Origin of the sequence: Brachybacterium sp. YJGR34, from assembly GCF_003347015.1 — a bacterium.
GTDB lineage: Bacteria > Actinomycetota > Actinomycetes > Actinomycetales > Dermabacteraceae > Brachybacterium.
In genome coordinates, this window is the sequence record NZ_PNFB01000014.1 from 74,100 (window position 1) to 96,464 (window position 22,365).

Annotated in this window: 21 protein-coding genes; 12 read left to right on the top strand and 9 right to left on the bottom strand. The window is 72.8% G+C overall.

From position 1 onward, the window contains the following. Positions 1-120: 120 nt before the first annotated feature. The 3 genes from CXH06_RS12535 to pta are packed head-to-tail and all read right to left on the bottom strand — an operon-like array spanning position 121 to position 4,069. Positions 121-681, bottom strand: coding sequence for a hypothetical protein (locus CXH06_RS12535; protein WP_114855530.1), 561 nt, complete (start codon positions 679-681; stop codon positions 121-123). Continuing rightward, positions 678-1,982, bottom strand: a complete 1,305-nt coding sequence (locus tag CXH06_RS12540) for an acetate kinase (protein ID WP_114855531.1) — start codon at positions 1,980-1,982, stop codon at positions 678-680. The genes CXH06_RS12535 and CXH06_RS12540 overlap by 4 nt, the downstream gene beginning before the upstream one ends. After that, positions 1,979-4,069, bottom strand: coding sequence for a phosphate acetyltransferase (gene pta / locus CXH06_RS12545; RefSeq protein ID WP_255411453.1), 2,091 nt, complete (start codon positions 4,067-4,069; stop codon positions 1,979-1,981). The genes CXH06_RS12540 and pta overlap by 4 nt, the downstream gene beginning before the upstream one ends. A gap of 157 nt (positions 4,070-4,226) precedes the next feature. Between pta and CXH06_RS12550 the strand changes: the two genes are divergently transcribed. The 3 genes from CXH06_RS12550 to guaA all read left to right on the top strand — a co-directional run bounded on the left by CXH06_RS12550 (position 4,227) and on the right by guaA (position 7,214). Then, on the top strand, positions 4,227-5,096 hold the full coding sequence (locus tag CXH06_RS12550) for an SURF1 family protein (protein ID WP_157975727.1): 870 nt from the start codon (positions 4,227-4,229) through the stop codon (positions 5,094-5,096). A 3-nt stretch (positions 5,097-5,099) separates the two neighbouring features. Beyond that, on the top strand, positions 5,100-5,516 hold the full coding sequence (locus CXH06_RS12555) for a DUF3817 domain-containing protein (protein WP_114855534.1): 417 nt from the start codon (positions 5,100-5,102) through the stop codon (positions 5,514-5,516). Between the two features lie 78 nt (positions 5,517-5,594). After that, positions 5,595-7,214 carry a glutamine-hydrolyzing GMP synthase gene (guaA, locus tag CXH06_RS12560; RefSeq protein ID WP_114855535.1) on the top strand — a complete coding sequence of 540 codons (1,620 nt, stop codon included), beginning with the start codon at positions 5,595-5,597 and terminating at the stop codon, positions 7,212-7,214. Between the two features lie 117 nt (positions 7,215-7,331). Here the strand turns inward: guaA and CXH06_RS12565 are convergent, their stop codons facing one another. Continuing rightward, entirely contained in the window at positions 7,332-8,426 is a 1,095-nt protein-coding gene (locus CXH06_RS12565) for a GNAT family N-acetyltransferase (protein WP_114855536.1), read from the bottom strand. A 142-nt stretch (positions 8,427-8,568) separates the two neighbouring features. After that, positions 8,569-10,377, bottom strand: coding sequence for an MDR family MFS transporter (locus tag CXH06_RS12570; RefSeq protein WP_157975728.1), 1,809 nt, complete (start codon positions 10,375-10,377; stop codon positions 8,569-8,571). Positions 10,378-10,556: 179 nt separating this feature from the next. On the opposite strand from CXH06_RS12570, the gene CXH06_RS12575 reads away from it, so the two are divergent. Then, complete coding sequence (locus tag CXH06_RS12575; RefSeq protein ID WP_232820343.1) at positions 10,557-11,168, top strand: TetR/AcrR family transcriptional regulator; 612 nt, start codon at positions 10,557-10,559, stop codon at positions 11,166-11,168. A 21-nt stretch (positions 11,169-11,189) separates the two neighbouring features. Here CXH06_RS12575 and CXH06_RS12580 read toward each other — a convergent pair whose 3' ends face one another. Beyond that, complete coding sequence (locus CXH06_RS12580; RefSeq protein WP_114855558.1) at positions 11,190-12,224, bottom strand: acyltransferase domain-containing protein; 1,035 nt, start codon at positions 12,222-12,224, stop codon at positions 11,190-11,192. Positions 12,225-12,365: 141 nt separating this feature from the next. On the opposite strand from CXH06_RS12580, the gene CXH06_RS12585 reads away from it, so the two are divergent. Further along, a complete protein-coding gene (locus CXH06_RS12585; protein WP_198684068.1) occupies positions 12,366-12,887 on the top strand; it encodes a DUF6653 family protein in 522 nt (173 codons plus the stop codon). A 159-nt stretch (positions 12,888-13,046) separates the two neighbouring features. Here the strand turns inward: CXH06_RS12585 and CXH06_RS12590 are convergent, their stop codons facing one another. The 3 genes from CXH06_RS12590 to CXH06_RS12600 all read right to left on the bottom strand — a co-directional run bounded on the left by CXH06_RS12590 (position 13,047) and on the right by CXH06_RS12600 (position 16,075). Then, a complete protein-coding gene (locus tag CXH06_RS12590) occupies positions 13,047-13,790 on the bottom strand; it encodes a phosphoglyceromutase (protein WP_114855559.1) in 744 nt (247 codons plus the stop codon). A gap of 133 nt (positions 13,791-13,923) precedes the next feature. Further along, positions 13,924-14,349 carry a D-aminoacyl-tRNA deacylase gene (dtd, locus tag CXH06_RS12595; RefSeq protein WP_114855537.1) on the bottom strand — a complete coding sequence of 142 codons (426 nt, stop codon included), beginning with the start codon at positions 14,347-14,349 and terminating at the stop codon, positions 13,924-13,926. Between the two features lie 64 nt (positions 14,350-14,413). Next, positions 14,414-16,075 carry a phosphotransferase gene (locus CXH06_RS12600; RefSeq protein WP_114855538.1) on the bottom strand — a complete coding sequence of 554 codons (1,662 nt, stop codon included), beginning with the start codon at positions 16,073-16,075 and terminating at the stop codon, positions 14,414-14,416. Between the two features lie 53 nt (positions 16,076-16,128). Here CXH06_RS12600 and CXH06_RS12605 point away from each other — a divergent pair, with 53 nt between their 5' ends. From CXH06_RS12605 to purM, 7 genes are all read left to right on the top strand, one after another. After that, positions 16,129-16,554: a DUF3151 domain-containing protein gene (locus CXH06_RS12605; RefSeq protein WP_114855539.1), complete on the top strand. Its 426-nt coding sequence runs from the start codon at positions 16,129-16,131 to the stop codon at positions 16,552-16,554. A 143-nt stretch (positions 16,555-16,697) separates the two neighbouring features. Then, positions 16,698-17,996: an adenylosuccinate synthase gene (locus tag CXH06_RS12610; RefSeq protein ID WP_114855540.1), complete on the top strand. Its 1,299-nt coding sequence runs from the start codon at positions 16,698-16,700 to the stop codon at positions 17,994-17,996. A 2-nt stretch (positions 17,997-17,998) separates the two neighbouring features. After that, positions 17,999-18,412, top strand: coding sequence for a sterol carrier family protein (locus CXH06_RS12615; RefSeq protein WP_114855541.1), 414 nt, complete (start codon positions 17,999-18,001; stop codon positions 18,410-18,412). Further along, positions 18,409-19,206: a copper homeostasis protein CutC gene (locus CXH06_RS12620; protein WP_114855542.1), complete on the top strand. Its 798-nt coding sequence runs from the start codon at positions 18,409-18,411 to the stop codon at positions 19,204-19,206. The genes CXH06_RS12615 and CXH06_RS12620 overlap by 4 nt, the downstream gene beginning before the upstream one ends. After that, on the top strand, positions 19,203-19,601 hold the full coding sequence (locus CXH06_RS18350) for a hypothetical protein (RefSeq protein ID WP_157975729.1): 399 nt from the start codon (positions 19,203-19,205) through the stop codon (positions 19,599-19,601). Before CXH06_RS12620 ends, CXH06_RS18350 begins: the two co-directional genes overlap by 4 nt. Before the next feature lie 52 nt (positions 19,602-19,653). Beyond that, on the top strand, positions 19,654-21,144 hold the full coding sequence (gene purF, locus CXH06_RS12630) for an amidophosphoribosyltransferase (protein ID WP_114855543.1): 1,491 nt from the start codon (positions 19,654-19,656) through the stop codon (positions 21,142-21,144). Further along, positions 21,141-22,295 (top strand): phosphoribosylformylglycinamidine cyclo-ligase, encoded by a 1,155-nt coding sequence (gene purM / locus CXH06_RS12635; RefSeq protein WP_114855544.1) that lies wholly within the window; start codon positions 21,141-21,143, stop codon positions 22,293-22,295. Before purF ends, purM begins: the two co-directional genes overlap by 4 nt. Positions 22,296-22,365 lie beyond the last annotated feature (70 nt).

Genomic DNA, 22,365 nt, shown 5'->3' on the forward strand with positions numbered 1-22,365 from the left:
CCGGGCCGGGCATGACGCCGTAGGGGCCCGGGCCCGCGGACGGAGGGGGAACAGGGCCGTGGGGAGAGGTCATCGAAGGCCTTCCGGGGGAGTGCGCACAGGGGTCTCCCAGAGTATGACTCAGCCCCGCAGCGAGCGGCGCAGAGCCACCAGGCCCCATGCCAGCAGCGCGAGACTCACGGCGAGAGCGACGGCGGGCAGCGCCCAGCGGAGCGGGGAGCCGGCGAGGGATGAGGAGAGGTCCAGGGTGGACAGCGCCACCGCGCTCGCACCCTCGCAGGCCACCGAGATCTCCTGGGCGGAGCTCGGCACGATCTCGTAGATCTCCTGATAGGTGACGCCGTCGAGCTCGCCGGGCTCGAGGCCCTTGGCGGCCGTGTGCGTGACATCGACATCCGCTCCGGTGATCTCGCAGGTCACCGCATCGGCCTCCGCGGACGGCACCGTCACGGCGTAGATCGCCGTCGACTCCGCGGAGAAGGTCGCGCCCGCAGGGTCGAGCGGATCCAGCTGCAGCGCCCCGGTGCCCGCGGCGATCACGCCCAGCACGGCGAGAACCTGCGGCACCACGACGAAGCCGACCAGGCTGAGCACGGCGCCGAGACCGCCGAGGAAGATGCGCTTCCTCCCGGGGCGGATCCGCTCGGGCTTGCGACCGGGGTCGAGGGGCGCGGTGCTCACCGGGCCCCGGCCGGGGGCTGCGGGGCGGGCGTCCGCGCCGCCTCCAGGGACTGCTGCGCGATGGCGAGCTCCTCGTCCGTCGGCAGCACGAGCACGGTGACCGGTGAATCGTCGGCGCTGATCACGCGGGCCTCCTGCGAGCGCTCGGCGTTGCGGGCGGGGTCCAGCACGATCCCGAAGGACTCGAGGCCGCTCAGCGCCCGCTCCCGCACCTCCGGCACGTTCTCGCCGATCCCGGCGGTGAAGGTGATGACGTCCAGTCCGCCGAGCACGAAGGCGTAGGAGCCGATGTACTTCCGCAGCCGGTGCACGTAGATCTGCATGGCGAGCTCGGCGTCCCGGTCCCCGTCCCGGATCGCGGCGGTGATGTCGCGGAAGTCGCTCATGCCGCACAGCCCCTGCATGCCTGAGCGCTTGTTGAGCAGGGTGTCGATCTCGTCGATGTCCAGACCCGCGCTGCGGTGCAGGTGCGCGTACACGGTCGGGTCGATGTCCCCGGTGCGGGTGCCCATCACGAGCCCCTCCAGAGGGGTCAGCCCCATGGAGGTGTCCACCGGCACGCCGCCGCGCACCGCGGAGGCGGAGGCGCCGTTGCCCAGGTGCAGCACGATCTGCTTGAGGTCGGTCACGTCCCGGCCCTCCGCCGCGAGGCGGGCGCTGACCTGCGAGGAGACGTAGTCGTGGCTCGTGCCGTGGGCGCCGTAGCGGCGGATGCGGTGCTCGTCCGCCACGGCCTTGTTCAGCGCGTAGGTGCGGGAGGCCTCCGGCAGCCGGGTGAAGAACGCGGTGTCGAACACGGCGATGTGCGGCACGTCCGGGAAGAGCATGCGCGCGGCGTCGATGCCGTCCACCGCCGCGGGGTTGTGGAGCGGGGCGAGAGAGCCGAGATCGGCGATCTGGTCCCGCACCCACGAGTCGATGCGGGTGGGCTGCGAGAAGCGCTGCCCGCCCTGCACCACGCGATGGCCCACGGCGACGATCCGCGCGTCCTGCAGGGACAGCTGCACCTGCTCGAACAGGTCGGTGACCACGCGCATCGCGGCCACGTGGTCGGGCACCTCGCCGCGGTGCGGGGCGTGGGCGTTGCCGGCGGTGATGCGGGCGCTGCCCTCGTCCAGGCCGATGCGCTCGACGATCCCGGTGGCGAACACCTCCTGCGTCAGCGGATCCACCAGCTGGAACTTCAGCGAGGAGGAGCCGGAGTTGATGACCAGCACGGTCGAGGCGTCGCTGCCGGGCACGGCGACGCCCACCTCGGCGCCGTCCGAGGCGCCGGCTGCGGGCTGCGGGGCGGTGCTCATGAGGGGGAGTCCTCCGGGGTCTCGGTGGCCTGGGCCTGGATCGCGGTGATGACGACGGTGTTGATGATGTCCTCGACCAGGGCGCCCCGGGAGAGGTCGTTGACCGGTTTGTTCAGGCCCTGCAGGACCGGGCCGATGGCGATCGCGCCGGCGGAGCGCTGGACGGCCTTGTAGGTGTTGTTGCCCGTGTTCAGGTCCGGGAAGACGAACACCGTCGCGCGGCCGGCCACCGAGGAGTCGGGCAGCTTCGTCTTGGCGACCGAGGCGTCCACGGCGGCGTCGTACTGGATCGGACCTTCGACGACCAGCGCGGGATGCTGGTCCCGCACCAGGGCGGTCGCCTCCCGCACCTTGTCGACGTCGGCCCCGGAGCCGGAGGTGCCGGTGGAGTAGGAGAGCATCGCGATCCGCGGGTCCACCCCGAATCGGGCGGCGGTGGTCGCGGACTGCGCGGCGATGTCCGCGAGCTGCTCCGCCGTCGGATCCGGATTCACGGCGCAGTCGCCGTAGACCAGGACGCGGTCCTCGAGCGCCATGAGGAACACCGAGGAGACGATCTGCGCCCCGGGCCGGGTCTTGATGATCTCGAAGGAGGGGCGGATGGTGTGCGCGGTGGAGTGGATCGCGCCGGAGACCATCCCGTCGGCCTCGCCGAGCTGCACCATCATGGTGCCGAAGTAGGAGACGTCCTGGACCCGCTCCCGCGCCTGCTCGAGGGTCACGCCCTTCTTCGCGCGCAGCCGCGCGTATTCGGCGGCGAAGCGCTCGACGTGCTCCGGATCGTGCGGGGAGACGACGGCGGCCTCGGAGATGTCGTGGCCCAGCTGGGAGGCCTGCGAGCGGATCACCCGCTCGTCGCCCAGCAGGATCAGGTCCGCGACGCCGCGGGCGAGGATCGTCTCCGCGGCGGCGATGATGCGCGGCTCCTCGCCCTCGGGCAGCACGATCCGCTTGCGCTCGCCGCGGGCGCGCGCGAGCAGCTCGAACTCGAACATCATCGGGGTGACCACGTCGCTGCGGCTCACCTCGAGCCGGCTCAGCAGGTCCTGGGTGGGGAAGTGCTCGGCGACGGCGCGGCGGGCGGCATCCAGCTTCTGGGCGCTGCCGGCGTTCAGGCGCCCGCGCGAGCGGGCGATGCGCACCGCGGTGTCGAAGGTGGACAGCTCGGTGGCGATGATCGGCAGGTCCTGCTGCACGCCGGAGATGAGGCGCTCCACCTCGTCGGGGACGTCGTAGCCGCCGGTGAGCACGATCGCGGCCAGTGCGGGGAAGGTGCCGGACTGCTGGGCCATGATCAGCCCGGGCAGCAGGTCGTAGCGGTCACCGGGGGCGATCACCGTGCAGTTCTCGGTGAGGCGGCTGAGCACGTTGGGCAGGCTCATGGCGGCCACCACGGTGCTGACGGAGACCCGGTCCAGCCACTCGGCATTGCCCTGCAGGAGGGTGCCCTCCACCGAGTCCTTCACCTCCTGCACCGTCGGCGCCATGATGACGGGGTTCTCGGGGATCGCGGCGACCAGCACGCCGGGGACCTTCGCGGCCACGGCGGTGCGCACCGCCTCGAGCGCCTCGTCCGCGGCGCGGTTGACGGTCACGGCGATCGGCATCGAGTGGTGTCCGGCGAACTCCGCGACGGAGACCGCCGCGAGCGCGGCGATCTGGTCCGGGCTGCGCTCCATGCCGGAGAGGACCACCACCACGGCGGCGCCCATGTTGGCGGCCACCTCGGCGTTGAAGGCCAGCTCGGTGGGGTTGGCGAGGTCGTCGTAGTCGGAACCCAGCACCACGATCACGGCGTAGCGCTCGGCGAGCTCCCGGTGCTTGGCGAGGATCCGCTCATGGGCGGCATCGGGGTCGGAGAGCACCAGCTCGTAGCCCACCCCGATCGCATCCTCGTAGTCCTGGTCGACGGCGGGATGGCTGGTGAGCAGGTCGACGGCGTAGTCACGCGCATGGTCGGCCTTGACGACGGGGCGGTACACCCCGACGCGATCGGATCGGGACGCGAGGGCTTCGAGCAGGCCGAAAGCCACGATGGACTTGCCGGTCATCCCCTCAGGGCTGGCGATATACACACTCTGCGACACGCCCCCAGCATAGGCGTGCCTCCTGACGGCCGGCCGGGACCGTGGTACCGGCCGGCGACCACGCTCAGGGGGTAGGGCATCCGAGGGCGGGGCCGGGCGTGTGAGGGTCGTCGCCCGCCCGGAGGGGTCCCAGTCCCGGTTCCGTACCATGGGCGCCATGCTCCGCATCGCCCTCCGTCCCCGCTATCTGGGGCTGCTCGCCGCCATGGTGGTGGCGACGATCGTGTGCGGTGTGCTGGCCGGCTGGCAGTGGGACCGCGCGCATCACGCGCTGACCGAGAAGGCGAACGGCGCCGAGCAGCTCGGGGACCTGCGCGAGGTGGTCCAGCCCGGCGACGCCGTGACCAATGCGATCGTCGGCGACACCGTCACCGTCTCCGGCCGCTACGCGTCCGGCCAGCAGATCATCGTCCCCGGCCGCTCCGTGGGGGAGGTCGAGGCTGTCATCGTGGTCTCCGACCTGCTCGTCGAGCTCGAGGACGGCACCCTCGCCCACCTCCCCGTCGCTCGCGGCTGGCTCCCGGCCGAGGAGATCACCGGCCCGGACGGCGCCCTGGACCCGGAGCTCGCCCCGGCCCCGCCGGAGGGCGAGGTCGCGCTCTCGGGACGGCTCGAGGCCAGCGAGGCGGCCACCGGCGGCCTCTCCGCCTCGGTCGCCTCCGAGATCGCCACCCCGCTGCTGGTCAACGAGTGGGGATCGCCGATGTACGCCGGCTATCTCGCGCTCGACGAGCCGGGCGGCGGGCTCCAGCCCCTCCCCGCCGCCGAGTCGCGGTTCTCGCAGGGTCTGGACTGGCAGAACATCGGCTACTCCTTCCAGTGGGTCCTGTTCGGCCTCTTCTTCCTCTACCTGTGGTGGCGGTCGGTGCGCACCGCCCGCCTCGACGAGCTGGCGGACCAGCGCGAGGCGATGCAGCGCACGCTCGGGGACGCGGCGCCCCCGGCCGACGGCTCCGCGGCTCCGCTCGCCACGACCCCGCCCGGCCCCCGGACCTCCACCGATCAGCTCTCCGACAAGGACGTGTGACCCGTGCCCACAGCCCGACCCCTCGACGAAGTCGCCGTCAGGACCTCCTTCGCCCGCTTCCGCGTGGCCTCCATCGTCGAGGGCATCGCGCTGCTGGTGCTGGTGTCGATCATGGTGATGCGCTACGTCGTCTTCGGCGGCGACGGCTGGTTCACCACCACCTCGCCGTTCTGGGAGCACGTCTCCTCGGTGTGGTCCCCGATCCACGGGCTGATCTACATGGTCTACGTGGTCCTGGGCTTCGACCTCTGGGTGAAGATGCGCTGGGCGCTGCCGCGGATGCTGCTGCTGATGTTCTTCGGCGTGGTCCCGGTGCTGTCCTTCTTCGGGGAGCGCTGGACCCATCAGGCGATGGAGGACGACCTCGCCCGTCGGCCCACCCTGCAGGACGAGCAGGATCCCGCGACCGGGGTGGAGTGACGCGCCGCGACGCGGTGCGGGGCGGTACCGCCGATCTCACGTCGCTCCGGCGCGAGGTGCCGGGGTCGTCGGCCTAGGATGGTGGGCGTGAGCACCGCTGAGAACACCGACGCCGATCCGGTCCTCGTCGTCGACTTCGGGGCCCAGTACGCGCAGCTGATCGCGCGCCGGGTCCGCGAGGCCGACGTCTACTCCGAGGTCGTGCCCCACACGATGCCCGTCGAGGAGATCCTCGCCCGCAAGCCGCTGGCGATCATCCTCTCCGGCGGCCCCAGCTCCGTCTACGCCGAGGGCGCCCCGCGCCTGGATCCCGCCCTGCTCGAGGCCGGCGTCCCGGTCCTGGGTCTGTGCTACGGCTTCCAGTCCATCGCCGCGGCCCTCGGCGGCACCGCCGCGGAGACGGGGGTGCGCGAGTACGGCGCGACCCGGCTCTCGGCCCTGGACAGCTCCTCGGTGCTGCTGGACGGCCAGGACCTCGAGCAGAACGTCTGGATGAGCCACGGCGACTGCGTCAGCGAGGCCCCGGCCGGCTTCCGCGTCATCGCGACCTCCGCCGCGAGCCCCGTCGCCGCCTTCGAGGATCCCGAGCGCCGCATCTACGGCGTGCAGTGGCACCCCGAGGTGGGCCACTCCGACCGCGGCCAGGAGGTGCTCGAGAACTTCCTGTACCGCGGCGCCGGCGTCGCACCGTCCTGGACCACGGGCAATGTCATCGAGGAGCAGGTGGAGCGGATCCGCGCCCAGGTGGGCGAGGGCTCCGCGATCTGCGCCCTCTCCGGCGGGGTGGACTCCGCCGTGGCCGCCGCCCTCGTCCAGCGCGCCATCGGCGACCGTCTCACCTGTGTGTACGTCGACCACGGGCTCATGCGCCAGGACGAGTCCGCGCAGATCGAGAAGACCTTCGGCGAGTCCACCGGCGGCGCGAAGCTCGTCGTGGTGGACGCCGAGGAGCAGTTCCTCGACGCGCTCGCCGGCGTCACGGATCCCGAGCAGAAGCGCAAGATCATCGGCCGCGAGTTCATCCGCACCTTCGAGCAGGCCCAGGCGGACATCCTCCGCGCGCAGGGCGTGGTCCAGGGCGAGGGCGAGCAGGCGCACGCCGAGTCCAAGGCCTTCCTGGTCCAGGGCACCCTGTACCCGGACGTCGTCGAGTCCGGCGGCGGCGAGGGCGCGGCCAACATCAAGAGCCATCACAACGTGGGCGGCCTGCCCGAGGACCTCTCCTTCGAGCTGGTCGAGCCGCTGCGCACCCTGTTCAAGGACGAGGTCCGCGCGGTCGGCTCCGAGCTGGGACTGCCGGACGAGATCGTCTGGCGCCAGCCCTTCCCGGGCCCCGGCCTGGGCATCCGGATCATCGGCGAGGCCACCAAGGAGCGCCTGGACATCCTGCGCCGGGCCGATGCGATCGCCCGCGCCGAGCTCACCGCCGCCGGTCTGGACCGCGACATCTGGCAGTGCCCCGTGGTGCTGCTGGCCGAGGTCCGCTCCGTGGGCGTCCAGGGCGACGGCCGCACCTACGGCCACCCGGTCGTGCTGCGCCCCGTCACCAGCGACGACGCGATGACCGCGGACTGGGCCAAGGTCCCCTACGAGGTGCTCTCCCGGATCTCGACCCGCATCACCAACGAGGTCTCCGAGATCAACCGCGTCACCCTCGACATCACGAGCAAGCCCCCGGGCACGATCGAGTGGGAGTGACCCCGGCCCGCGGCTGAGCCGGCGAGAAAGGTGCGGTTCCGAACCATCCGACGCCCGGATCTGGTTCGGGAGCGCGCCGGTATCGGTGGGGCGCGCCGACGCGCTGCGGCCGGGCTCTCAGGCGGTCGGCGGTTCGAGCAGGCGCGAGGGGTGCGAGGGCGCCGCGGCGTGCCAGGAGCGGGTGCGCTCGAAGGTCTCCCAGCCCATCGCGGCGTAGAGCCCGTCGGCTCCGGTCGGGGAGTCCGCATCGACCTCGAGGTCCACATGGGTGCGGCCGCGCTCGGCGGCATCGGCCATCGCGGCGCGCAGCAGCGACTTCGCGATGCCGTGGCCGCGCGCTGAGCGGTGCACGCCCAGGTACTCCAGATAGGTGCCCTCGCCGCGCGAGGGCGTTGCCGGCATCCGCGCGCTGACCAGGCCGCCGGCCGGGAGCCAGCGACCCTGCCGCTCGATCTCCGCGATCCACCAGTGGTCCCAGTCCGCGTCCTCCGGGGACTCGATGATCCGCTGGACGAACTCCGCGAAGGACTCGCGGTAGGACCCCCAGTGGTCCGCGAAGGACTCCTCGAGCATGGTGTGGACGCTGCGCACGTCCTGGGCGACGGGCAGACCGGAGGGGTGTCGGTGCACGCGCCGCACCCGGGTCCCCGGGCGCGGGGCCTGCAGGTCGGTGGCCTCCTCGGGCACGGCGGGGCGGCGCATGTGCAGCCAGGAGCGCACCGGCTCGTAGCCGGAGCGCTCGAGCAGCCGCGCCCGGTCGGCGTCGAGCTCGTGGGCGTCGGTGGTCAGCATGGTGCTCTCCACGCCGCGGTGGCGGGCGAAGGACCCTCCCACCTCGACCGCCCAGTCCAGGAGGGACGCGGACAGGGCGTCGCGCTCGGGGGCGTCGGCGGCGATCGCGAACTGCACGTTGGTGCGTCCGGAGGCCCGGTCCTCGAGCGCGATCCACGCGATCGGGGGCTCGGCGAGGGTGGGGGAGCCGTCGTGGTCCGAGGGGACCACCACGACCTGTCGGCGCGACCAGGACTTCAGACCCACCATGCGCGAGCGCACGGCGCCCTCGTCCGCGAGGGCCTCCGGGTCATGGAGCCGCAGACGCTCGGTGATCAGTCCGGCGACGATCGCGACGTCCGAGGCGACCGGGACGCGCGTGGTCAGCCGGTCCGCGAGCGAGGCGGGCAGGACGGGCGGGACGTGATCGGTCAGCAGCATTCGTCCATCTTTCCACGCCGGCCGGCGCCTCCGGAGCGCGGTGCACGACGGCAGCGCGACGGCCCGCCCCGAGCGATCGGGACGGGCCGTGGAGAGGTGCGGCCCAGCGAGGGCGTCGCACCGACTGCTCGGCGCGGGGTGCTCAGACCTCGGCGCGGTGCGTCGGTGTCCGGCCGGAGCGGGTGCCGGTCGCGGATCCCTCGGCCTCCGGTCCGTCGGCACCCGGTCCGCCGACCGCGGCCCTCCGGCGGGAGGGCTTCCGGCCCGCAGGAGCATCGGCCTCCGCCTCGTCGGCCGCGACCGCCGGGATCTGGCCGGTCGTGGTGAGGACGGTGGCGGCCTCTGCGGCCTCGGCCGCGACGCCCTCCGTCGTCTCCACCGTGGTGCGCAGCGGGATCTGCTTGATGAACAGCGACAGCAGCAGCGCGGCGACGGCGAAGGGGACCGCGGTGAGGAAGACGGCGTGCATCGCGTCGTTCATGCCCATGCGGATCGGCTCCACCAGGAAGTCCGGCAGCTGCTCGAGCGCGGAGGGATCGAGCACCGCGTTCTCGAGCGAGGAGGTGTCCACGCCGCCGGCGGACTGCATCTGGGCGAGCTGCTCGGGCGGCAGCGCGGCGATCCGGTCGCTGATCGAGCTGGTCATCGAGGTGGACATCACGGTGCCCAGCACCGCGGTGCCGATGGTCGAGCCGATGTTGCGGAAGAACTGGATCGAGGCGGTCGCCGTGCCCAGTTCGCGCCGTGCCACGACGTTCTGCACCACCAGGGTGTAGACCTGCATCGACATGCCCAGCCCCAGGCCGATCACGATCATCGCCAGGGTGAGATGCCACTGCGAGTCGCCGTACGCGAGCGAGGCGAGCAGCCAGTAGCCGAGCGCCATGATCACGCCGCCCAGGACGAGGAAGGGCTTGTAGCGACCGGTGCGGGTGATGAGCAGGCCCACCACGATCGAGGTCCCGATCATCGCCACGGACTGGGGGATGAGGATCGCGCCGGAGTTCGTCGCGGAGACGCCCATGACGGCCTGCGCGTACACCGGGATGTAGATGATCGAGCCGAACATCGCCACGGCGATGACGAAGGAGGCGGCCACGGACAGCGCCACGATGGGGTTCAGGAGCAGGTGCAGGGGGAGCAGCGGCTCCTCGACCCGGGTCTCGATGATCACGAAGGCGATGAGGAACAGTGCGGCGACCGCGTACATCCCGAGGATGACCGGGGAGCTCCAGGCGTACTCGCCGCCGCCCCAGGTGGTGGCCAGCAGGGCGATGACCAGGCCCGGGGTCAGGGTGAGGGCGCCGAGGAGGTCGAACTTCCCGTGCTGCTCGGTCGTCTCCAGGTGCAGGAACCTCAGGATGAAGGCGAAGGCGACGATGCCGAGGGGCAGCGTGAGGTAGAACAGCCAGCGCCATCCCAGGTGGTCGGTGACGACGCCGCCGATGAGCGGTCCGGCCACCGAGCTCACGCCGAAGACGGCGCCCATCAGGCCCTGGTACTTGCCGCGCTGACGGGGCGGGATGATGTCGCCGATGATGGTCTGCGACAGCGGCATGAGGGTGCCCATGCCCAGACCCTGCACGGCACGGGCGAAGACCAGGAACCAGAAGCCCTGGGCCATGCCGGCGAGGATCGAGCCGATCATGAAGATCGCCAGGCCGCCGAGGTAGAACCACCGGCGCCCGTAGAGGTCGGAGAGCTTGCCGACGATGGGCACCGCGACCGCGGAGACCAGCATCGCCGCGGTGGCGATCCAGTTGTAGTGCTCCACTCCGCCCAGCTCGCCGACGATGCGCGGCATCGCCGGGCCCACGATGGTCTGGGAGAGCGAGGCCACCAGCATGCCGAGCATGAGGCCGACGAAGACGAGCTTGCCCTGTCGGTCCAGCCCGGTGAAGGCCTCGGGGGCAGTATCGGGTGGCGGTGCGGTGGTGGTGGACGTGCTCACGGAGCTCCTCGGAGGGATGCGGTGCGGATGGAGGCGAGGGGAGGGGGCGCGGGATGCCGCGTCCGACGGTCGCAGCGGGGCCGGCGCGCTCCGACCGAGACACTCTAGCCAACTACTGCAGTCAATGCACTATTTCACTCAGTGCAGTGTTTGTGACCTCGCCGACCTAGGATGTGGGCGTGACCGATGCGAACCCCCCGACCGACCCGGACCTCGGACTGCGCGAGCGGAAGAAGCGCCAGTCCCGGATCGCCATGCACCGCGCCGCCCTCGAGCTCGTCGTCGAGCACGGCTACGCGCACGTCACCGCGGAGATGATCGCGCGGCAGGCGGGAGTGTCCACGCGCACCTTCTTCAACCACTGGTCCACCAAGGAATCCGCGATCCTGGGGATCCTCACCGGTCAGTCGGACTCCGTGGTCACGCGCCTGGTGCCGGCTCTGGAGGAGCTCCCACCGCGCGAGGCGCTGCGGCGGGTGATGCGCGAGACGCTCGAGGCGGTGCCCTCCGATCCCACGCTGCGCGACCTCAAGAAGGAGGTCATGGCCCGCGAGCCGAAGCTGCATTCGATCTCCACCGGGAACCTCTACACGGTGCAGAACGAGATGGTCGACATCCTCGTCGACTACCTCGGGGGCGATGATGCGCGCGAGCGGGGGTTCATCATCGTCCAGCTCGCCTTCGCCCTGACTCGCAGCGCCTTCGCCGTCTCGATGGCCAGCGGGATCGAGCTGACCGACGCCTTCGACGAGGTCATCGACCTGTACGACTCGGGGCGCGCGAGCATCTGAGCGCCAGCGGGTCGGGGCGGCTCAGCGCAGGAGCCGCCCCTTGCCGCTGGTCCAGCCGCGACCGTCGGCGAGGCGGTCGGCCACGGCCCGCTCGAGCCGCGTGCGGCGCGGCAGATCCGCGGGGTCCACCGGTGGGCGCAGCCCGAACACGAAGAACAGGGCGGAGTCCCCGTCCCCGGGGACGGAGCCGATCCTCTCCCACAGCGCCGCGAAGCGTGCGAGGTTCGAGTCCGGGCCGAGGATCTGCGCGAACTCCTCGCTCAGCAGCCAGGAGTCGCAGGTGAACTCGTGTCCGAAGGCCGGCTCGTCCGCCTCGCGGCCGGCGCCGAGGTCCGCATAGTGCGTGGAGAAGTAGGCGGTCGCCGCCGTGAAGGAGGCCTCGACCTCCGCCGGGTCCAGCGGGCCCGTGGCCGGGATGTGGGTGCCGATCACCCAGCGCTCCGGCTCCTCCGGGGCGTCCGGTGCGCGGTCCGCGCCCTGCTCGAGCCGTGCCACGCGACGGCGGGAGAGGTCGAACTGGAGCCGTCCCAGGTGCACGAGGCGGCCCGCCCAGTTCCCGGCGACCCAGTGCAGCTGGTGCAGGCCCAGCCGTCCGGTCCCCCGGCGGTGCACCCGCATCTGCTGGCCCAGGTCCGCCAGCACCTGCCAGGACTGCTCCGGACGCAGGCCCCGCGTCGCGTGCCAGGACCGCGCGGTCTCGGTCGACACGAGGAACGCGAGGATCGGGATCAGGCCCTCGCCGGGGGCGAGGCGCTGCTGCAGGGCGTCGTGCTCGGCCTTGGCGGCGACCAGGTCCGTGGTCGGGACGTCGAGGCCGGCGGCCGCGCGCAGGGCGTTCGCGGTGCGGGCGACCTCCGCGAGGACCTCCTCGTCCTGCGCCGCGGCGTCGGCGAGGCGGGCGAGCTCCTCGGCGTCCTGACCGGTGATCCCGAGCGCGGCCAGCAGGTCCGCCCGGGATGAGGCGGTGAGCCGGTCCCGGTAGACCTCGGCGGGGAGGTCGGCATCGGCGCGCACCTCGCGCGGCAGGGCGGGCGGGGCGGCGGCATCGGACGGCATGGGCCCCATGCTAGAGCGCCGGGGCCGACCGCGGGCCAACCGGTCCGTGTCCCACCGCGACCGGCGCGGCGTGGCTACGATCGTGGTGTTTCGCACACCGCCGTCGGTGCTCGGCCGGCCGGACCCACGCGAGGAGACCCGATGACCCACAACGACCAGGCGGCCCCACCGGACCGGGCGCCTGCCGCGCCGGGCGAACCCGCGCAGCCGACCGCGGCGTCCGCAGGGGAGTCCTCGCTGCGCCGGGCCGTCTTCGCCCGGCACTCCCACCCGCTCAGCGCGTGGAGCCGATGGGCGAGCATCCCGGCGATCCTGGTCCCGTTCTGGCGCCGGTCGTGGCGCCCAGTGACCGGCCTCGCCGCGTGGTTCGCCCTCAACCCGGTGATGACGCCGCCGCCGGCGCACCGGGACGCCTTCGCCACGCGCGCCATCCTCGGCGAAGAGCGCTGGCTGGCCGACCGCACCCTGGATCCGAGGATGGGCGCGGTGAACGCGGCCGGTTCGGCGCTGCTGGCGGCCGGTGCGGCGGCCGCCTGGAGGCGCCGGGCCCTGCCCGCCGCGCTCGCGGCCGGTGCGTCGATGGCCGCGACCCTGTACAGCTGGGCCCGGTACGCCGCGATCGAGGACCGTGCGCGTGCCGCGGGGGATGCGGAGCGCTCCTGAGGCGCACGGCACGTGGCCTCCTCCGGCCGCCGGGACGACGAGAACCGCGCTGCGCACCGGATCAGTCGATCTCGGCAGTGCAACGCGGTTCTCGCGCGGGGTGGGTGCGGAAGGGTCTCGATGCCCCGGGCGGGTGCCGGTCAGGCCCGCCCCGCCGCCTCACTTGCCCTGGTTGGCGACGGCCTCGGCGGCAGCCTTCGCGGCGACGGGGTCGAGATAGCGGCCACCGGCGGTGACGGGCTGGAAGTCCTCGTCGAGCTCGTACACCAGCGGCTGGCCGGTGGGGATGTTCAGGCCGGAGATCTCCTCGTCGGAGATGCCGTCGAGGTACTTCACCAGCGCGCGCAGCGAGTTGCCGTGGGCGGCGATGAGCACGACCTTGCCGGCGGCGAGGTCGGGCTTGATGCCCTCCTCCCAGTACGGCAGGAAGCGCTCGACGACGTCCTTGAGGCACTCGGACTTCGGCAGCTGATCGCCCAGGTCCGCGTACTGCGGGTCCTGGTCCTGGCTGAACTCGGAGCCGAACTCGATCTCGGGCGGGGGAGTGTCGTAGGAGCGGCGCCAGGCCATGAACTGCTCCTCGCCGTACTTCTCGCGGATCTCGGCCTTGTCCATGCCCTGCAGCGCGCCGTAGTGGCGCTCGTTGAGGCGCCAGTCGCGCTTGACCGGGATCCAGTGGCGGTCCGCGGCGTCCAGCGAGAGGTTCGCGGTCATGATGGCGCGGCGCTGGAGGGAGGTGTGGACGACATCGGGGAGGATGCCGGCCTCCTTGAGCAGGTCGCCGCCCTCGACGGCCTCCTGCCGGCCCTTCTCGGTGAGGGCGACGTCCACCCAGCCGGTGAACAGGTTCTTCGCATTCCAGTCGCTCTCGCCATGGCGGAGCAGCACGAGTGTGTAGGTCATGTGCTCAGGGTACGCGGAGCCGCGGGGGGAGCGCATGTCGTGCTCATCGCGGCGGGGAGCACGCGCACGGCACGTCGATCAGGCTCCTCCTGCTGCCTGATCTCCTGCCGTTCGCACGCTCACAGCACGTCGATCAGGCTTCGACCAGGAGCGTGAAGGGGCCGTCGTTGACCAGGCCCACCTGCATCATCGCGCCGAAGCGTCCGGTCGCGACGGTGACGCCCCGCGCCCGGATCGCCTCGACGACCTGCTCGACCAGGGGTTCGGCGACATGGCCCGGTGCGGCGCCGCTCCAGGAGGGGCGCCGACCCTTGCGGGCGTCGCCGTACAGGGTGAACTGCGAGACCACGAGGACCTGGGCGCCCGCATCGAGCACCGAGCGCTCTCCTTCCAGGATCCGCAGCTCGCAGATCTTCCGCGCGATCGTGGCGACCTGCTCGGGCCCGTCGTCATGGGCGACGCCCACCAGGGCGAGCAGCCCTTCGCCCTCGACCGCGCCGACCACCTCGCCCTCGACCTCGACCCGGGCGCCGTCGACCCTCTGGAGCACTGCACGCATGCCCTGATGGTGGCACATCCGCCGGCGGTGCCGGCGTGCGGGAGGAGTCGCGCGAAGCGGCCGCTCACCGCGGCAGGATCGAGCCGATCCGGCGCTCCTGCGTGGGGGAGTCGTCACCGTCGTCCCGGGGCTGCACGCCCGGTGCCCGGCCGGCCGTCGACGGAGGTCCGGCCGCGGCCTGCGGCGGTCTCGACGCGGCCCGCGGCGGGGCCGACGGGGGCAGCGGGGCCGTGTGCGGGCCCTGGGACGGGTCCGGCCGGGGCCCGGCGGACCCGGAGGTCGTCGCAGGTCGTGCTCCGGTCGGCGGCGAGGACGGTGCCGGACGGGTCCCCGTCGGCTCGGACGACGTCCCGTGCCCGCCCGTCGGGCCCGGCGCGGGCGGGACTGCCGAGGGGCCCGGTGCCGAGGCCGGGGGCGGGGCGCTCCGCGCGATGGTGAGCCGCCGGGACTCTGCGGCCCGGGCCTCGTCGACCCACGACTCCGCGACGCGGACGATCGCCTCGGTGGCCGCCTCCCAGGCGGCCTCCTGCTGCCGATGGGGGCCGGTGGCCAGGGACAGCACGACCCCGGCGGAGCGCAGGGCGAGCTCGGTGGGGTCCACCCGCTCGCGGAAGGGCGCACTCCAGGTGGCGATCGCGGTCTCGACCCGCTCCTGCATGGCGCGGTCGATGCGGCCGGCGTTGCCGTAGTCGGCGAGCACGCTGAGATGCGCGAGCAGGCACGCGAGGTCGTCCGCGCGCCGGCCGGGCCCCACCGTGTCGATGTCGAGAAGGCCCACCACGCGGCCGTGCTCGACGAACACCTGCGCCTCGTAGAAGTCGCCGTGCACCACGTCGTGGGGGCGCATGTCCATCCGCTGCTCGAGCGCCGCGAGACCGTCGCGGATCGCCCGCACCAGCGCGTCCAGTCGCGGGCCGAGCGACGGCACCGAGGAGCTGACGATCCCCGCGTAGAACTCGACCGAGTCCGTCCACGGGGGCCGCATCGGCAGCGGGTACATCGAGGCGGGCAGCCGGTCCAGCAGGGCCACCAGGTCCTCGGCCCGGCAGGAGTCCACGCCCTCGTCGATCACCGCGCGGGCCAGGGGGCGCCCCGGCAGCTCCTCGAGCACCACCAGCCCGTTGTGATGGGCGATCACCGCGGGGACCGGGACCCCGGCGGCGAGCAGCCGGTGGTGACGATCGACGATCTCCTCGCTGCGATGCGGCTGCATGACCTTGAGGTACACGGCGCTCTCGCCCTGCGAGGCGCGCAGCACGGCTCGGCGGCCGGGCCGATAGGAGACCACGTCGATCGCGATCGGGGCCGAGGGGTCCGGACCGATCGCCACGCCGAGGTCGTGCAGGGTGCGGCCCACGATGTCCGGGTAGCAGACCAGCGGGAGCATCGGGAGCCAGGGGTCGTGCGGATAGCGCCAGACCCGCACGTTGATGTCCCCGTCGGTCATCACGAGGGTCTGCTCGGCGACGTAGAGGTGCTTCTCGCGCTCGCCGATGTAGGCGCTCGCCCCGAACAGCTCCTCGCGCGCCGGGGCCTGCGGGCCGTCCAGCTCGGGCCAGGACACCATCGTCCGGTACAGGGCCTTCGTGCTCCGGCCGGGCCGATGGTCGACGTGATCGAGCTGCCAGCTGTGCAGCACACCGCCGGAATTCCCGACCGCGGAGCGGAGCAGTCCTCCCGCCCCGGGCCCCGTGAGGAGCTCCGAGCCGTCCTGCGTTCGTGACATGGGCGAATCATTCTGGTCGGTGAGGTCATCGGGGCAGCGCCTACGATGCTGTCATGGCTGATCGTACCGATAACCTCACCAGCGGGAACCTCCTGGGCATCCCGGAGACCCGACTTCCCGACGACTTCGTGGACGTCCAGGTGGCCCAGGAGCTGATCGACGGCGAGCCCCGCGACATCGCCGCCGCCCACCTCGACTCGCCGCTGGCCTGGGCGACCCTCGCCGAGGACGCGCTGACCGACGGGGACGAGGTCGCCGCCTACGCCTACGCCCGCACCGGCTACCACCGCGGGCTGGACGCGCTGCGCCGCGCGGGCTGGCGGGGCCAGGGCCCCATCCCCTCCTCCCACGCCCCCAACCGCGGGTTCCTGCGGGCCCTCGCGATGCTGGGGGAGACCTCCGGCCGGCTCGGCGACCAGGCCGAGGCCGACCGCGTCACCGACTTCCTCCGCGAGGCCGATCCCAGCCTGCTGGACTGACATCCCGGGCCCTCCGTGGCCCACCTCACACCCGCCGCCCGTCGCCATGGCGCGTCCCGGCGCCCGCCCCCAGCGGAGCCCGGGACGTGCTTGGTAGGGTGCACGGGTTCCACCACACCACCCTCCACTCACCAGGAGTCGCCATGCCCGCCGTCGTGATCGTCGGAGCCCAGTGGGGCGACGAGGGGAAGGGCAAGGCCACCGACCTCCTCGGAGAGCGCGTCGACTACGTCGTCAAGCCCAACGGCGGCAACAACGCCGGGCACACCGTCGTCGTCGGGGGCGAGAAGTTCGAGCTCAAGCTGCTCCCGGCCGGCATTCTCTCCCCGCAGGTCACCCCTGTGATCGGCAACGGCGTGGTGGTCAACCTCGAGGCGCTGTTCGAGGAGATCGGCATGCTCGAGGAGCGCGGCGTGGACACCACCCGGCTGCGCATCAGCGCCAACGCGCACCTGGTCGCTCCCTATCACCAGACCCTCGACAAGGTCACCGAGCGCTTCCTCGGCAAGCGCGCGATCGGCACCACCGGGCGTGGCATCGGCCCCGCCTACATGGACAAGGTGGGACGCCTGGGCATCCGGGTCCAGGATCTCTACGACACCTCGATCCTGCGCCAGAAGGTCGAGGGCGCGCTGCGGCAGAAGAACGAGCTCCTGGTCAAGCTCTACAACCGCCGTTCCGTGGACGTCGAGGAGATCGTCGAGGGCCTGCTGTCCTATGCCGAGCGGCTGCGGCCGATGGTGGTGGACACCACGCTGCTGCTCAACGAGGCCCTGGATCGCGACGAAGTGGTCCTCATGGAGGGCGGCCAGGCCACCTACCTCGATGTCGACCACGGCACCTACCCGTTCGTGACCAGCTCCAACCCCACCGCCGGCGGTGCCTGCACCGGCACCGGCATCGGGCCCACCCGGATCGACCGCGTGATCGGGATCGTCAAGGCCTACACCACGCGCGTGGGGGCGGGCCCGTTCCCCACCGAGCTCGAGGACAAGTGGGGCGAGTACCTGCAGAGGGTCGGCGGCGAGGTGGGCGTGAACACCGGCCGCCCCCGCCGCTGCGGCTGGTACGACGCCCTGATGATCCGCCACGCCGTGCGCATCAACGGCGTCACCGACATCGTGCTGACCAAGCTCGACGTGCTCACCGGGATCGACGAGGTCCCGATCTGCACCGGCTACGACGTGGACGGGGTGATCCATCGCGAGATGCCGATGACCCAGACCGACGTCCACCACGCGACCCCGGTCTTCGAGACCCTGCCCGGCTGGACCGAGGACCTCTCCGAGGCGCGGACCTTCGAGGAGCTGCCGGAGAACGCCCGCCGGTACGTGCAGCGCCTCGAGGAGCTCGCCGGCTGCCGGATCAGCGCCATCGGCGTGGGGCCGGACCGGGCCGACACCATCGTGGTGCACGACCTGCTCCCCGCGACGACCGCCTGACCGTGGTCTCCCGCCGTATCGATCCCGAGGCCGGTCGTACCGCCCTGGCCTCCTGGGCCGTCGCCCCGGAGGCCGCCGGCCGCGCGGTGCTCGCCCCTGCCGTCCGGCACACGCTGGAGATGTTCGCCGAGGAGTACCCCGGCGGCGCGGTCGAGCTGCGGGTGCCGCCGTTCGCGGCGGTGCAGGCGATCGCCGGCACCCGGCACACCCGCGGCACCCCGCCGGCCGTGGTCGAGACCGACGCCGCCTCCTGGCTCGCCCTGGTGACCGGGGACCTCACCTGGGAGCAGGCCGTGGCGGACGGGCGGGTCCGCGCCAGCGGCGAGCGCAGCGACCTGGACGAGCTGCTGCCCCTGCCCGGTCCGCGCCGCACCGTCCGCACCGCCCGCGAGAGCATCCCGGAGGAGCGCCGATGAGCATCGCCGTGGAGATCGCCGTCGAGGACCTCGCCGGGCTCGAGGTCGCCGCGCTGGCGGGCGCGCACCGCGTCGAGCTGTGCACCGACCTCGCTGTGGGCGGTCTCACGCCCCCTCCCCAGCTGGTCGAGGAGGCCGCTGACCGTGCCCGCGCCCTGGTCGCCGCCCGCGATGCGAGGCCGCACTTCGACGTGCACGTGCTGCTCCGCTCCCGCGCCGGCACCGGGGAGTTCCTGGACCGCCCCGAGGAGTTCGCCTACAGCGAGGACGAGGTGCAGCTCATGGCCCGCCAGGCGGAGCAGTCCGTCGCCGCGGGCGCCGCGGGCGTCGTGCTGGGCGCGCTCACCCCGGCCGGGGAGCTGGACCTCCCCGCGATCGAGACCATCCGCGACGGCGCCCTCGGCGCCGCCAGCGCGGCGATGCGGGGGGTGACCCTCACCGTCCACCGCGCCGTTGACGCCCTGCCGGGCCGCGCCGAGCGCGCCGAGGCCGTGCGCACGCTGCTGGGCCTCGGTGTCCACCGCGTGCTGAGCTCGGGCGGCGCCGCCCGCGCCCTCGACGGGGCCGACGACCTCGGCGCGATGGTCGACGCCGCCGAAGGGCTCCTGGACATCTGCGCCGGAGGCGGGGTCCGCCCCGCCGATCTGCCCGACCTGGTCCGTCGCAGCGGCGTGCGCGACGTGCACCTGTCCGCCCGTCGTCGCCCGGGGGGTCCCCTCGAGACCGGCGCCCCCGACACCGGCACCGACCCGGCGATCGTCGCCGCCGCGGTCGAGGCCGCAGGAGATCTGTGAGCACTGTGAACACCCCCGAGAGCACCGAGCGCCCCGAGGGCGTCGCGCCGGACGAGAGCGTCGCGCCGGAGGAGGGCGCGGCGTCGACCGACGGCGCCGACGCCTCCGACAGCGGCCCGTCCGACGCCGCCGAGGACGGCGCCCCCCGCAGCACCGACACGAGCATCTACGTGCGCCGCAGCCGGGTCCCCGCCCTGGGGTTCTGGGTGGCGCTCGCGATCGCGGTGCCCTCGCTGGTCGCCCTGGTGATCTCTCCCTTCCTCGACTTCACCGACGCCGGTGGGGCGCTGGGCTTCGTGCTGCTGGTGGCGGCCTTCGTCGGCATCCCGCTCGCCGCGATCGCGGCGGCGGTCGACTCCGCCCTCCAGCGCCGCGCGAGCCGCCGACGTCGCTGATCCCACAGCCCCGGCCCTCGGTGGGGGTCGTGGCCTGTGTCATCATGGACCGGTGGCACGCGGCGACGGACATCTCTCCCATGACCTGCTCCCCGGGGAGAAGGGCCCGCAGGACTCCTGCGGGGTCTTCGGCGTCTTCGCCCCCGGCGAGGACGTCTCCAAGCTGACCTACTACGGTCTCTACGCCCTGCAGCATCGCGGGCAGGAGTCGGCGGGCATCGCCACCTCCGACGGCGAGCAGATCCTCGTCTACAAGGACATGGGCCTGGTCTCGCAGGTGTTCGACGAGGCGTCCCTCGAGGCCCTCCAGGGCCACATCGCGATCGGGCACACCCGCTATTCGACCACCGGCGGCTCCGTCTGGTCGAACGCGCAGCCCACCCTCGGCCCCCGGCCCGACGGCACGGTCGCCCTCGCCCACAACGGCAACCTCGTCAACACCGCCGAGCTGCTCGAGCTGCTCGAGGAGCGCCGGGGCACTCCCCGCTCCGGGGAGCTCGCCCGCGGCAACACCACCGACACCGCGCTGGTGACCGCGCTGCTGAACACCGAGGGGAGCCTCGAGGACGCCCTGCGCGAGGTGCTCCCGCACCTGCGCGGCGCCTACTGCTTCACCCTCATGAGCGAGACCACGCTGTACGCGGCGCGCGACCCGCAGGGGATCCGCCCGCTGGTGCTGGGTCGCCTCGAGCGCGGCTGGGTCGTGGCCTCCGAGACCGCCGCGCTGGACATCTGCGGCGCGAGCTTCGTGCGCGAGGTCGCCCCGGGCGAGATGATCGTCATCGACGAGCAGGGGCTGCGCTGCGAGCAGGTGATGGAGCCGGAGCCCAAGGGCTGCGTCTTCGAGTACGTGTACCTCGCCCGCCCGGACACCCGCATCGCCGGACGCAGCGTCAACGAGTCGCGCGCCGAGATGGGTCGCCAGCTCGCCCGGGAGCATCCCGTCGACGCGGACCTGGTGATCCCGACGCCGGAGTCCGGGACCCCCGCAGCGATCGGCTATGCCCAGGAGTCCGGGATCCCCTACGGCCAGGGGATGGTGAAGAACGCCTATGTGGGCCGCACCTTCATCCAGCCCAGCCAGACCATCCGGCAGCTCGGCATCCGCCTCAAGCTCAACCCCCTGCGCGAGGTGATCGCGGGCAAGCGCCTCGTGGTCATCGACGACTCCGTGGTGCGCGGCAACACCCAGCGCGCGGTGGTGCGCATGCTGCGCGAGGCCGGCGCCGCGGAGGTCCATGTCCGCATCTCCTCGCCGCCGGTGCGCTGGCCCTGCTTCTACGGCATCGACTTCGCCTCCCGGGCGGAGCTGATCGCCAACGGTCTGGGGATCGAGGAGATCGCCCGCTCGCTGGGCGCCGACTCGCTGGGCTACATCTCCGAGGAGGGCATGATCGCCTCCACCACCCAGCCCCGGGAGGCGCTGTGCACCGCGTGCTTCTCCGGGCAGTACCCGGTCTCGCTGCCGGACCCTGTCGCCCGTGCCCAGGGCATCATCCCCTCGCATGACCGCGAGGCCGTCGCCGTCGGGAAGGACGCATGAACACCCACCGATCCTCCACGGACAGCCCCGTGCTCACCTACGCGGACTCCGGCGTCGACACCGCCGCCGGCGATCGCGCCGTCGAGCTCATGAAGGAGGCGGTGGCGGCGACCCATGGACCGCAGGTGCTCGGCGGGATCGGGGCCTTCGCGGGCCTCGTCGACGTCAGCGCGCTCAAGGACTATCGTCGGCCGCTGCTGGCCTCCTCGACGGACGGGGTCGGGACCAAGATCGCGATCGCCCGTGAGATGGACGTCCACGACACCATCGGTCGCGACCTGGTGGGCATGGTCGTCGACGACATCATCGTGGTCGGCGCCGCGCCGCTGGCGATGACGGACTACATCGCCTGCGGCCAGGTGGTGCCCGAGCGCATCGCCGATATCGTGCGCGGCATCGCCGAGGGCTGCTCCCTGGCCGGCTGTGCGCTCGTGGGCGGGGAGACCGCCGAGCACCCGGGGCTGATGGCCCCCGAGGACTACGACGTCGCCGGCGCGGCGGTCGGCGTGGTCGAGGCCGACGCCCTGCTGGGCCCCGAGCGGGTGCGCCAGGGCGACGTGGTGATCGGGATGGACGCCTCGGGTCTGCACTCCAACGGCTTCTCTCTGGTGCGCGCCGTGCGCGCCTCCCAGGGGCTGGCGCTGGACACGCATGTCGCCGACTTCGGCCGCACCCTCGGTGAGGAGCTGCTCGAGCCCACCCGCATCTACACCGCGGACCTGCTCGCCGTGCTCGAGGATCCGCGCACCGTGGGATCGGTGCACGCCCTGAGCCACGTCACCGGCGGCGGCCTGGCGGCGAACCTCGCCCGCGTGATGCCGCGCGGCCTCGCCGCCCGGGTGGACCGTGCGAGCTGGGAGCCCGGTGCGGTGTTCGGGCGGATCGCCCGCTGGGGCGGGGTGCCGCAGCTCGATCTGGAGGGCACGCTGAACATGGGCATCGGCATGGTCGCGCTGGTCGCGGCCGAGCAGGCCGAGGCGACCCTCGCGCTGCTGGCCGAGCGCGGCCTGGGCTCGCGGATCATCGGCGAGGTCGTCGCCGAGGACTCCCTGCCGGAGCCCGGCGCCCCGCTGGAGCAGGTCGTCGCCGGCGCCAAGGGCGTCGAGGGCGGCTCGGTCCTGCTGGCCGGTCAGCACCCCGGCTGGTCCTGAGCGCCGCCGCGGCGCGGCACCGGGCCCGGACAGCAGGAGGGCCGACCCATCGGGTCGGCCCTCCTGCTGT